Origin of the sequence: Streptomyces sp. NPDC005794, from assembly GCF_042871445.1 — a bacterium.
Taxonomy (GTDB): Bacteria; Actinomycetota; Actinomycetes; order Streptomycetales; family Streptomycetaceae; genus Streptomyces.
Genome location: NZ_JBIAIN010000014.1, coordinates 206,934 through 218,641, shown reverse-complemented (window position 1 = coordinate 218,641; position 11,708 = coordinate 206,934). Strand labels below are relative to the sequence as shown.

Below are 11,708 nucleotides of genomic sequence, written 5' to 3'. Positions count from 1 at the left end.
TGCAGGGGGGACCCTGTGGGAGAGTAGGACGCCGCCGAACAATTATTCCGGGAAAGCCCCGTGCCCTTGTGGCACGGGGCTTTTCTGCGTTCACAGCTCTTCTTCAACAGCTGTTCGGTTCTCCGCCGTCCTTCGTCGCCAGTGACACGGAGGCCGTATGGGAGCTGGCGGCACATCGGTCAGTGGCCATCGAGAGTGTGCGCGCTGGAGCACCGCCGAACCCATCCGGTTCCGGGGCGTGAGTGTTGCTCCTCAGCCTCTCTGCCCGGGCGCAAGCCTCTCTGCTCGGGCGCGCTACAGACGGCCGGCCGCTTTCAGCGTGAGGTAGGTATCGGCGAGTGCGGGTGCGATTTCGTCGGGTGTGGCATCGACGACTGTGACGCCATGACGCCGGAGCTGGTCCGCGGTGCGGCGGCGTTGGGCCTGTGCCTGAGTGCCGGCTGCTGCCTCGTAGCTCGCATCCACTGTGCCCCGCGCACGAACCATCGTCTCGACATGAGGGTCCGCGACAGCCGCGACCACCACCGTGTGGCGCTGGGTGAGCTGAGGGAGGACCGGGAGGAGGCCCTCTTCGACAGGCGCGGCGTCCAGGCTCGTGAGCAGGACGATCAGGGAGCGGCGCGGAGCGTTTGCCAGTGCTGCCGTGCTGAGACCGCGGGCGTCGGTCTCCACGAGTTCGGGCTCCAGGGTGGCCAGCGTGCTGACAAGCGTCGACAGGACGTCTCCTCCCGCTGTTCCGCCCTGCACCTGAGCCCGGACACGTCGGTCGTAGGCGATCAGGTTCACGCGGTCGCCCGCGCGGGTGGCAAGGGCGGTGAGGAGCAGAGTCGCGTCCATGGCGGCGTCGAGACGCGGCACATCGCCGACCCGGCCCGCGGACGTGCGACCGGTATCGAGGACGACGAGGATGTGGCGGTCGCGCTCGGGGCGCCAGGTACGGACAGCGACGGCGGACTGGCGCGCGGTGGCCCGCCAGTCGATGGAACGGGTGTCGTCGCCAGGAACGTAGGCGCGCAGGCTGTCGAACTCGGTGCCCTCCCCTCGAGTCAGCACGCTGGTCCGGCCGTCGAGTTCACGCAGTCTGGCGAGTCGGGAGGGCAGGTGTTTCCGGCTCGTGAAGGGAGGCAGCACTCGAACTGCCCAGGGCACGCGGTGATGTCCCTGGCGGGCCGCGAGACCGAGGGGGCCGAAGGACCGGACAGTGACGCGGTCTGCCTCGCGATCCCCACGCCGCGACGGGCGTAGGAGTGTGGTGAGGCGGCGGCGTTCCTGCGCGGGCACGGCGAACTGGTGGCGGGACGACCCCTGTTCGGTCTCAGAGGTCCAGCTGCTGGGGGGCCAGCCGTCGCGGAGGTGCGCGCGGAGCGGACGCCGGGACGGATTGGTCACTGTGAGTTGCACCGCCGCAGTGTCACCGAGTCGAACGGATGTATCACCGGATCGGGTGAACTGCAGCGTACGCACTGGCGCAGCCAGGGCATAGTCGCACAGAATTGCCAGTGAGAGCGGGACATTGACCGAGAGTATGCCTGTCCAGCTCGGGGCCAGGATGCCTACGGGGAGTGATCCCAAAGCCGCCACCAAGGCGGCCCGTCCGGTGAGGGCCATGGTCACCGCCTCACCGAGGGACGGGGACGTGGGCGAGGACGGCGGTGATGACGGAGTCCGCTGTGACTCCCTCCATCTCCGCTTCCGGCCGCAGCTGTATGCGGTGACGGAGCGTGGGCAGAGCAAGAGCCTTCACGTCGTCCGGGATGACATAGTCCCGGCCCGTGAGCCAGGCCCATGCCCGTGCGGTGGAAAGCAGAGCGGTGGCTCCTCGAGGGGAGGCGCCGAGGCTGAGTGAGGGGGATTCACGCGTGGCACGGCAGATATCGACGACATAGGCGGCGATCTCTGGGGAGACAGAGGTCTTGGCGACGGCGGCACGTGCTGCTTCGAGGTCGGCCGGACCGGCCACGGGCCGTATGCCTGCTGCCTTCAGGTCACGAGGGTTGAACCCGTCCGCGTGACGGGTGAGCACGTCGATCTCGTCCTCGCGCGAGGGAAGGGGGACCGTCAGTTTGAGGAGGAAGCGGTCCAGTTGGGCCTCGGGCAGTGGGTAGGTGCCTTCGTATTCGACAGGGTTCTGGGTGGCCGCGACCAGGAAGGGGTCGGGGAGCGGCCGGGGAGATCCGTCGATGGTGACCTGACGTTCTTCCATGGCCTCCAGCAGGGAGGACTGCGTCTTGGGAGGGGTGCGGTTGATCTCGTCGGCGAGCAGAAGATTGGTGAACACCGGTCCGGGCTGGAAGGAGAACTCGGAGGTCCTGGCGTCGTAGACCAGCGAGCCCGTGACATCGCTCGGCATCAGGTCGGGGGTGAACTGGACGCGCTTGGTGTCCAGTTCGAGGGAGGCGGCAAGTGCGCGGACCAGGAGGGTCTTCGCGACTCCGGGTACGCCTTCCAGCAGGACATGTCCCCGGCAGAGGAGAGCGACGACCAGCCCGGTGACGGCCGGGTCCTGGCCGACCACGGCCTTGGCGATCTCGGAACGCAGAGTTTCCAGGGATGCGCGGGCGCTGTCGGAGTTCACGGGGGCCTCAGGGGTCCCTGTGGGCGCCGCGAGTTCAGCGGTCTCCGGGGTCGGGGCGCTCATGAAGTGCGTACCTCTCTTTCGAGGGCGTCGAGTTGATCGGTCAGAAGGACAAGCGCGGCGTCATCGGCCGGAGCCGGGCCGAAGAGGAGTGTGCCGAGGTCGCTGCCCGGGGTGCTGAGGCGCGCGGCGACGGCGGGCAGGAGTACGGCGGAGGAGTCGGCGTCACGGGGCGGCACCCCGAGGAGGGGAGAGATGCGGGCCCGTGCGGCAGAGCGCAGCGCGTCGGCCGCGCGGGCGCGAGCGTCGGCCTTGCGGTAGAGGCGGGCGCGTCCTTCGGTCGATTCGGAGGCCCGGATGGCCACCGGTAGCCGCTCGGTGATCAGCGGGCCGAAGCGGCGGCCACGCCAGATGGCGGCGAGGGCGGCGGCGAGGGCCAGTTGGAGGGTGCCCCAGAGCCAGCCCGAGGGGATGAGCCCGATGAAGCCGCTCTCTCCTTCGGCTCCGTCGTCACCGCTGTTGCCCCGGTCGGCTGCGGTGCCTGCGGCTGCGGAGGGATCGTCGAGTGAGGGGAGGTACCAGACGAGATGTGGGCGGGAGCCGAGGAGTTGCAGGCTCAGCGAGGCGTTGCCCTGCTGGTCGAGACGGTCGTTGTAGAGGATGTCGGGGGAGCCGAGCAGCACGGTGTCGCCAGCTTCTTGTCCTGGCAGGACAAGAAGGGAGGCGGAGCCATCGTCCGGGTAGCAGGCGGTCGCCCCGTGCAGGTCCGTCGCGTAGTGGATGCCGCCCAGGTCGGCGGTTCCTGCCGCGCGGGCTGCGGGGAGGTCGCAGAGTGGGGGGCGTGCGGTGACAGGTCCGTGCGAGTCAGGGCGGATGTCGGGGGCGAGGCGGGCTACGGAGGGGCCGCCGGGAGCGATGAGGACGGTACGGCCCGCGGAGCCGGCCGTCGCCGTGCGGAGGCGCCGCTGCTGGTGAGCGGTGAGCATGTTGGGGCCGGTGACGAGCAGGGTGGCGTCGGGTCCTGCCGCACCGGCAGCTTCGTCGAGGGTGGTCACGACGTCGATGGATACGCCGCGCTCCTTGAGGATTTCGGCGACCGCACGGCTGCCGTAGGGGTCTGCGGAGCGCGGATCGAGCCGGCCGTGCTGGCCTCCGGAGCGGGCGGCGGCAAGGGCGACCCCGGCGATGACAAGGATGAGGACGGCGAGCAGCAGTCCCCGGACACGCTGCCAGATCTGGAGGGGGGTGCGGGATTCCGAGGTGGTGGGAACGGCTGCGGTGACGGTCATCCGGCGGTCCCATGGATGGTGCCGGTGGTCAGCGAGGGCTTGGCGGCCTCGAGATCCAGGTCGAGTGTGCACAGCGTCAGGTACGCGGCCTCGTCGGCGGTGCGGCCGCCGTATGTGACGTCGTCGAAGACTCGGGCGGCGGCACGTAGCCGGGCGGAGTGCGCGGGCATCAGCCGGCCTGCCTCGGCGGCCGCCTCGTCCGCCGTGCGGCCGGGGCGTGGGTCGAGCACGGTCCTGTCCTCCAAGGAGCGGACGAGGGCACGCATCCGTTCCTGGACGGCTTCGGTCCAGCGTCGGGCTTCGGCATGTGCGGCGGCGGCGGCGCGGTGGTCGGCCGTGCTGCGGGTGGTGCCGCCGAGGAGTGTCTGCGGAGCGCGGAGGGTGCGCCGTGGTGTGCCGAGCCTCCACCACAGGGCGGCGCCCAAGCCGGCGACGGCCAGGACGAGTACGACGAGACCGAGCGGGCCGCCGGGGGCTGCGCCGGCGGCGCCGGCGAAGAGGTCGCCGACCCAGTCCCAGAAGCGGTCGAGGCCGCGTTCGAGAAGGTTCGGGTCGTGCTCGTGGTACCTCGGGTCGGACAGTTCGTCCTGCGCCGCTTCCCGGGCGGGGACGCGTGGGGTGTCCACGGGGATGTCCTCGCCTGCCCGGATGAGCCGTACTGCTGCGGTGGTGCCCCCCGGCCCCGTCACCGCATCAGCTCCTGGGGGTGTCGTAGCCGGGAACGCCCGCGGCCCGGGCGAGATCGAGGTCGAGCGCCTCGCGGCGGATGCGCTGGTCGACGTAGAGCAGAGCCATCACTCCCGCGGTGAAGGGGTAGGCGAGCGTCGAGATGATCACGTCGCCGATGCCCGTGACGATGAGGAACGGCCAGCCGAAGTCCGTCGAGTTGCTGTTCAGGAACTCGCTCAGACCATCGCTGTCCACGCTTATGGCGATGATGCCGAACGGGATCGCGATGATCAAGGTCAGCACGATGACCAGCAGGTAGGTGAGCGCCAGGATGCCGAACGTCCGCCACCAGTTGCCCCTGACCAGCTTGGCGGACCGGCGCAGCGAGGTGAGTACGGACTGTCGTTCGAGCATCAGTGCCGGAGCCGCGAGCATGAAGCGGATCATCAGCCAGAGAACGACACCGCAGGAGGCGACGAAGCCGAGGAAGGTCAGTGCGATCCCATCCGCGCCGCCGCCCAGGGCCAGGCCCGGAAGCAGGCCCACTGCCATGATCGCGGCGCTCATCAGGCTCAGCAGAAGAGTCAGACCGAGCAGCGGAAGGAGCCGGGGGCGGGCCTCGGACCACGCTTCGGAGAGTGTCACGCCTCGGCCCAGCACGGAGCGGCTGACCACCACGGTGAGGACCGAGGTGGTGACGAGCGTGGCGATCATCGCGATGAGCGTGCTCGGGGCGGTGTTGATCAGCTGCGACTGTGCCGAGTCGGTGGCCTGGCGGAGCGCCTCCGCGCCGGTGGCGTTCGGGTCGATCGACTCCTGCTGGGGCAGGAGATAGCGCTGCACGAGGATGATCACGATCTCGGCGATCACGGAGACGGTGAGGCTGATGCCGAGCACCGTGCGCCAGTGGGTGCGCATGGTGGAGACCGCGCCGTCGAGGATTTCGCCGACGCCCAGGGGGCGGAGCGGGATGACGCCGGGCTTCGCAGCCATGGGCGGGCGGCCCCATCCGGGCCCCTGTGGCATGCCGCCCCAGCCCGGAGCGGGAGGGGGTGCGCCTGGGCCGCTGCCGGAGGCACTCGGCGGGGACCACTGCCCTGGAGGCGGCTGTGCGGGAGACCACTGTCCGGCGGGTCCGCTTCCGTCAACGGGCGAGGAGGGTTTGGGGATTCCCGTCTCCTGGCCGTCGGAGGGGGCGGATCCGGGCGAAGCCCAGCCCGGAGAGTCGTTCATCGTCGCTCCTTCACAGTCCTGCCCGCTCATCGGGGCGGCAGGTTGCCAGCCATCGTGCCACGCGTTGGTCCGGGGCGGACCCGGCGCTGTATCTCCTCCTTGTCTTCGTGCGCGGGCGGTTCAGCGGGCAGACTGGGCAGATGGCTGATCAGGACGCACAGACGACGGCGGGTATCGAGCCTCCGCCCCTCTCCGTACTCCGCTGGGACGAACCACCGGAGGGTCCTGCGGTGGTTCTTCTCGACCAGACGCGGCTGCCCGCCGAGGAGGTCGAGCTGGTGTGCGCCGATGTACCCGAGCTGGTGCGGGCGATTCGGATGCTGGCGGTGCGGGGGGCGCCGCTGCTGGGCATCGCCGGGGGGTACGGGGTGGCGCTGGCCGCTGCCCGGGGTGAGGACGTGGCAAAGGCCGCGGAGCTGCTGGAACAGGCGCGGCCCACCGCGGTGAACCTCGGGTACGGGGCGCGGCGGGTGGCCAGGGCGTACCAGGTGGCTGTCGAGATCGGGGCGGGCCAGGAGGGGGCTGCCACGGCGGCCCTGTCCGAGGCCCGGGCTCTGCACGAGGAGGACGCGGCCGCCAGCGGGCGGATGGCGCAGTACGGTCTGGAGCTGCTGGAGGAGCTCCTGCCGGGACGGGGTGGGCACCGGCTGCTGACCCACTGCAACACCGGGGCGCTCGTGTCCGGCGGTGCGGGGACGGCCTTCGCCGTGGCTCTGAGGGCGCACCGGGAGGGCAGCCTGCGGCAGCTGTGGGTGGACGAGACCCGGCCACTGCTCCAGGGTGCCCGGCTGACGGCGTACGAGGCGGGGCGGAACGGGATGCCGTACAGCTTGCTCACGGACAGCGCGGCGGGTTCGCTGTTTGCGGCGGGGGAGGTGGATGCCGTAATCATCGGGGCGGACCGGATTGCCGCGGACGGCTCCGTGGCCAACAAGGTGGGGAGCTATCCGTTGGCGGTGCTCGCGAAGTACCACCATGTGCCGTTCCTCGTCGTGGCGCCGACGACCACGGTCGATCTGGAGACGGTGGACGGTACATCGATCGTCGTGGAGCAGCGTTCCGCGGCGGAAGTGACGGAGCTCACATCGAGGCCGGGTGCTCCTTCGGGAGGTGACGGGGGAGGGACGGCCGTCGCGCCCCCGGGAACCCAGGCGTACAACCCCGCATTCGACATCACGCCGCCCGAACTGGTCACGGCGATCGTCACGGAGGAGGGCGTCATTTCCCCGGTCACGGGGGTCGGACTGGCAGAGCTGTGTGCCAGGTCATCGCAGGTAACGATTAGCTAATGGGATGATGTCGTTTATGAAGGGACGCGTCCTTGTCGTCGACGACGACACCGCACTGGCCGAGATGCTCGGCATTGTGCTGCGGGGAGAAGGTTTCGAACCGTCGTTCGTAGCGGACGGCGACAAGGCACTGGCCGCATTTCGTGAGGCCAAGCCGGACCTGGTGCTGCTGGATCTCATGCTGCCCGGACGGGACGGCATCGAGGTCTGCCGGCTGATCAGGGCCGAGTCCGGTGTGCCGATCGTCATGCTCACTGCCAAGAGCGACACGGTGGATGTGGTCGTGGGCCTGGAGTCCGGGGCCGACGACTACATCGTCAAGCCGTTCAAACCGAAGGAGTTGGTTGCCCGGATCAGGGCACGTTTGCGGAGGTCCGAAGAGCCCGCGCCGGAGCAGCTGGCGATCGGGGATCTGGTCATCGACGTGGCCGGTCACTCGGTGAAGCGGGAGGGGCAGTCCATCGCCCTCACCCCGCTGGAGTTCGACCTGCTGGTCGCCCTCGCCCGGAAGCCGTGGCAGGTCTTCACCCGTGAGGTGCTGCTCGAGCAGGTGTGGGGCTATCGCCACGCCGCCGACACCCGTCTGGTGAACGTGCACGTCCAGCGGCTTCGCTCGAAGGTGGAGAAGGACCCGGAGCGGCCGGAGATCGTCGTGACCGTCCGTGGTGTCGGTTACAAGGCCGGACCGAGCTGACATGACCCTGGGCAGCGCTGCTCCGCCACCCGGGGTGCCCGGGGCCCGTACGGAGCGGGCTGCCGGTCCGGCCCGGAGCACTTCTCGTTTCGGCCGGGCCTCGTTGGGCGGCCGGGTGTTCCGCGACCGCACGCCCGGCGGCGGCCCCGTGCCGCGGCTGTTGATGCGGTGGATCCGTGGGCCGCTGCTGCCGGCTGTCCGGCTGTGGCGGCGCAATCTGCAGCTGCGCGTCGTGGCGGGCACGCTGCTGATGTCGATTGCCGTGGTGCTGCTGCTCGGCTTCGTCGTGATCGGGCAGGTCCGCAACGGCCTGCTCGAGGCGAAGGGCAAGGCCGCGCAGACGCAGGCGGCAGGCGGCTTCGCGGCCGCCCAGGCGAACGCGAACGCGCCTCTCGTCCCGGGGGACCAGAGCGTGGAGGGCGCCGACGGCATGACGGCCAGCACCTCCTGGCGCACCGAGCTCGTCGACCAGCTCGCCAGTGGTGGCACGAACGCCTTCAACGTGGTGGCACTCAGCGCGGACTCCGTGGGGCAGGGCACCAGCCGTGCCCCACGTGGCTCGGGCAGCGTGGAGGCGTCCAGCATCCCGCAGCGGCTGCGGGACGACGTGGGCGAGGGGGCGGGTGCCTTCCAGACGTACTCGCTGATCCGGTACTCGTACGGGAAGGATCCGCAGCCCGGGCTCGTCGTGGGCAAGCGGCTCTACGACGTCGACCACAATCCGTACGAGCTGTACTACCTCTTCCCGCTCACGCAGGAGGAGAAGTCGCTGACCCTTGTCACGACGACGTTGGCCACGGCCGGCTTGTTCGTGGTCGTGCTGCTCGGTGCCATCGCGTGGTTCGTGGTGCGCCAGGTCGTCACGCCCGTGCGGATGGCGGCAGGGATCGCCGAGCGGCTTTCCGCGGGCCGGCTCCAGGAGCGGATGAAGGTCACCGGTGAGGATGACATCGCACGCCTCGGTGAGGCCTTCAACAAGATGGCGCAGAACCTCCAGCTGAAGATCCAGCAGTTGGAGGAGCTCTCCCGCATGCAGCGGCGTTTCGTCTCGGACGTCAGTCATGAGCTGCGCACCCCGCTGACGACCGTGCGGATGGCCGCCGATGTCATCCATGAGGCGCGCGTCGACTTCGACCCGGTCACGGCCCGGTCCGCGGAACTGCTGGGGGACCAGCTCGACCGCTTCGAGTCGCTCCTGTCCGATCTGCTGGAGATCAGCAGGTTCGACGCGGGGGCGGCGGCGCTGGAGGCCGAACCGATAGACCTGCGCACGGTCGTCCGGCGGGTGATCGGCGGTGCCGAGCCGCTGGCGGAGCGCAAGGGCAGCCGGGTCCGCGTGGTGGGCGACGAACAGCCCGTGGTCGCGGAAGCCGACGCGCGCCGTGTCGAGCGGGTCCTGCGCAATCTCGTCGTCAACGCGGTCGAGCACGGCGAGGGCCGGGACGTCATCGTGCGGATGGGTGTCGCTCAAGGCGCCGTGGCCGTGGCGGTCAGGGACTACGGCGTGGGGCTCAAGCCGGGCGAGGCGACCCGGGTCTTCAACCGCTTCTGGCGGGCGGACCCGGCACGGGCCCGCACCACCGGTGGGACCGGCCTGGGGCTCTCGATCGCCGTCGAGGACGCCCGGCTGCACGGAGGCTGGCTGCAGGCCTGGGGCGAGCCCGGTGGCGGCTCGCAGTTCCGGCTGACTCTGCCGCGTACGGCGGACGAGCCGCTGCGCGGATCACCGATACCGCTGGAGCCGGAGGACTCGCGGCGTAATCGGGAGGACCGTGAGCGGGCGGAGGCCGCGCCGGCGGCCGGCGACCAGCGGCTGATGTCCGTACCGAACCAGACAGGTTCCACGGCGCGTTCACACCTGGGCGGGCCGCCGCACGGGCCGACGGCGCGGCGTACGCCGGCGTCGGTGCACCCGGCGGCTCTGCCGGGCAACGGAGCGCGTGTGGTGTCGCGTCCGGCCGAGGACCGGCCGGACGGGGGCGCCGCCCCAGAGACGCAGGATCCGGAGCAGGAGGACACGATCCGTGGACACTGACCGCCGTCGGGGCGGCCGCAGCCGGGCGGTGCGGTTGTCCGCGCTGGTCGGCTGTGGCGTCGTGGTGCTCGCCGGGTGCGGAGCGATGCCGGTCACCGGCGACGTGAAGGCGGTCGACGCCTCGCAGCCGGGCGATTCCCAGGTGCAGGTGTACGCCGTGCCGCCGAGGGAGGGTGCCGCTCCCATCGAGGTGGTCGACGGCTTCCTGGAGTCGATGACCAGCGACGACCCCGACTTCCGGACGACCCGCAAGTACCTGACCGCGGGAGCCGCCCGCAGCTGGCAGCCGGGCGAGGGCACCACGGTGCTGGCGCAGGCGCCCAACCGCAACGGGCCCACGATGTACGACAAGCAGCGCAGGACCTCCGAGACGACCTACACGCTGACCGGCGAGCAGGTCGCGGCGGTCGACGCGCAGAGTTCCTACCGGCCGCTGGCCCCGTCGGAGTACTCCCAGATGCTTCATCTGGTCCGGGAGAAGGGGGCGGACGGCAAGCAGGAGTGGCGCATCGACATCGTTCCGGACGGGCTGGTGCTCGGGCAGTCCGACTTCAAGCGCCTCTACCGGTCCGTGAACAAGTACTACTTCGCCGCCGGGCTGGCGGACGACGAGTCCGCGCTGGTCGCCGACCCCGTCTACGTAAGGAACCGTACGGATCCCGTCACGCGGATGGACACGGCCACGCAGACCGTTCGGACGCTGCTGGAAGGCCCGTCGAACTGGCTGCGGCCGGTGGTCGATTCGCGCTTCCCCGCCGGTACGGCGCTGAAGAGCGGGGTCACCTCGCTGGCGCCGGACGACCAGAACGTCCTGAAGGTGCCGCTCAACAAGAAGGCCGATCAGGCCGGGCAGGGCGCCTGCCGGATGATGGCGGCCCAGGTGCTCTTCACGTTGCGTGACCTGACCTCCGCCCGGGTGGGGCAGGTGGAGCTGCAGGGTGAGCGGGGTCCGCTGTGCTCCCTCGGGGCCGATGAGGCCGAGGAGTACGCCTCGGACAACGGTTCCGACGGTCCCGACAGCCAGTACTTCGTCGACGACGAGGGGCACGTGCAGCGCATCCCCGGGAGCAGCAAGGGCAGCGGCGATCCTGAGCCGGTGATCGGTCCGCTGGGTGGCGGGACGGTGGCCATGAGCGCCGTGGGCGTGGCCCGGGACGAACAACTGGCCGCCGCGGTCTCGGCGGATCAGCAGCTTCTCTACGTGTCCTCCCTGGCCGAGGAGAGCGAGCCGGCCGACCCTGTGGTGACCAGTCGCGCGAAGAAGGCCACGGACCGGCTGTCGGCGCCGAGCTGGGACGGCAGGGGCGATCTGTGGGTCGCCGACCGTGATCCGCAGGATCCCAGGCTGCTGCGTCTGGTGGACGGTGCCGGAGAACCGCAGGAGGTTCTGGTACCCGGCTTGAACGGTGGGCGGATCGAGGCCCTGAGGATGTCTGCCGACGGGGTACGGATCGCTCTGCGGGTGTCGAGGGACGGGCACACGACCCTGAACATCGGGCGGGTCGAGCGTCATGGCTCGGGGGAGGCCGAGCGGGTCTCGGTGGAGGACCTGCGTCAGGCCGCACCGCAGCTGGCGGATGTGACGGCTGTTTCCTGGTCCGGCCGCAGCCGTCTCGTGGTGGTCGGCAAGGAGGAGGGCGGTGTGCAGCAGGTGCGTTACGTGCAGGCCGACGGATCCACGTCGTCCTCCGGGGTCCTGCCGGGCGTGAACCAGGTGACGGCGATCGCGGCCGCGGACGACGAGCAGTTGCCGCTGATGGCGGACACCGAGAGCGACGGGATCGTGAAGCTGTCGCCGGGGGACAACTGGCAGACGGTCCTGAAGAAGGGCTCCTCGCTGGTCTACCCGGGCTGAGCGCGGGGCCCGTGCGGATGCCACGGCTGCCCGGCTCACCGGCCGCCGGGTTGTCCACAGGGGTTTTCC

Annotated in this window: 9 protein-coding genes; 4 read left to right on the top strand and 5 right to left on the bottom strand. The window is 70.4% G+C overall.

Features of this window, described 5'->3' with window-relative positions; translation table 11 throughout:
• Positions 1-294: 294 nt before the first annotated feature.
• The 5 genes from ACFYQ5_RS23525 to ACFYQ5_RS23505 are packed head-to-tail and all read right to left on the bottom strand — an operon-like array spanning position 295 to position 5,766.
• Positions 295-1,608 (bottom strand): DUF58 domain-containing protein, encoded by a 1,314-nt coding sequence (locus tag ACFYQ5_RS23525; RefSeq protein WP_389200078.1) that lies wholly within the window; start codon positions 1,606-1,608, stop codon positions 295-297.
• A 10-nt stretch (positions 1,609-1,618) separates the two neighbouring features.
• Entirely contained in the window at positions 1,619-2,638 is a 1,020-nt protein-coding gene (locus ACFYQ5_RS23520) for an AAA family ATPase (protein WP_389200076.1), read from the bottom strand.
• Entirely contained in the window at positions 2,635-3,864 is a 1,230-nt protein-coding gene (locus ACFYQ5_RS23515) for a DUF4350 domain-containing protein (RefSeq protein WP_389200075.1), read from the bottom strand. Before ACFYQ5_RS23515 ends, ACFYQ5_RS23520 begins: the two co-directional genes overlap by 4 nt.
• Positions 3,861-4,553: a DUF4129 domain-containing protein gene (locus ACFYQ5_RS23510; RefSeq protein WP_389200074.1), complete on the bottom strand. Its 693-nt coding sequence runs from the start codon at positions 4,551-4,553 to the stop codon at positions 3,861-3,863. The genes ACFYQ5_RS23515 and ACFYQ5_RS23510 overlap by 4 nt, the downstream gene beginning before the upstream one ends.
• A 4-nt stretch (positions 4,554-4,557) precedes the next feature.
• Complete coding sequence (locus ACFYQ5_RS23505) at positions 4,558-5,766, bottom strand: glycerophosphoryl diester phosphodiesterase membrane domain-containing protein (RefSeq protein WP_389200072.1); 1,209 nt, start codon at positions 5,764-5,766, stop codon at positions 4,558-4,560.
• A gap of 140 nt (positions 5,767-5,906) precedes the next feature.
• Between ACFYQ5_RS23505 and mtnA the strand changes: the two genes are divergently transcribed.
• The 4 genes from mtnA to ACFYQ5_RS23485 are packed head-to-tail and all read left to right on the top strand — an operon-like array spanning position 5,907 to position 11,639.
• The gene (mtnA, locus tag ACFYQ5_RS23500; RefSeq protein ID WP_389200071.1) at positions 5,907-7,055 is read left to right on the top strand and encodes an S-methyl-5-thioribose-1-phosphate isomerase; all 1,149 of its coding nucleotides are present in this window, start codon (positions 5,907-5,909) and stop codon (positions 7,053-7,055) included.
• 4 nt (positions 7,056-7,059) lie between these two features.
• On the top strand, positions 7,060-7,749 hold the full coding sequence (gene mtrA, locus ACFYQ5_RS23495; RefSeq protein WP_187281934.1) for a two-component system response regulator MtrA: 690 nt from the start codon (positions 7,060-7,062) through the stop codon (positions 7,747-7,749).
• 1 nt (position 7,750) lies between these two features.
• A complete protein-coding gene (gene mtrB, locus ACFYQ5_RS23490) occupies positions 7,751-9,784 on the top strand; it encodes an MtrAB system histidine kinase MtrB (protein ID WP_389200069.1) in 2,034 nt (677 codons plus the stop codon).
• A complete protein-coding gene (locus ACFYQ5_RS23485) occupies positions 9,774-11,639 on the top strand; it encodes an LpqB family beta-propeller domain-containing protein (protein ID WP_389200068.1) in 1,866 nt (621 codons plus the stop codon). The genes mtrB and ACFYQ5_RS23485 overlap by 11 nt, the downstream gene beginning before the upstream one ends.
• Positions 11,640-11,708 lie beyond the last annotated feature (69 nt).

Bases quoted from the DNA above. Each gene is read 5' to 3' on its own strand.
- mtrB (WP_389200069.1), top strand. From the start codon at position 7,751: ATGACCCTGGGCAGCGCTGCTCCGCCACCCGGGGTGCCCGGGGCCCGT.
- mtnA (WP_389200071.1), top strand. From the start codon at position 5,907: ATGGCTGATCAGGACGCACAGACGACGGCGGGTATCGAGCCTCCGCCC.
- ACFYQ5_RS23520 (WP_389200076.1), bottom strand. From the start codon at position 2,638: ATGAGCGCCCCGACCCCGGAGACCGCTGAACTCGCGGCGCCCACAGGG.
- ACFYQ5_RS23515 (WP_389200075.1), bottom strand. From the start codon at position 3,864: ATGACCGTCACCGCAGCCGTTCCCACCACCTCGGAATCCCGCACCCCC.
- mtrA (WP_187281934.1), top strand. From the start codon at position 7,060: ATGATGTCGTTTATGAAGGGACGCGTCCTTGTCGTCGACGACGACACC.
- ACFYQ5_RS23505 (WP_389200072.1), bottom strand. From the start codon at position 5,766: ATGAACGACTCTCCGGGCTGGGCTTCGCCCGGATCCGCCCCCTCCGAC.
- ACFYQ5_RS23525 (WP_389200078.1), bottom strand. From the start codon at position 1,608: ATGGCCCTCACCGGACGGGCCGCCTTGGTGGCGGCTTTGGGATCACTC.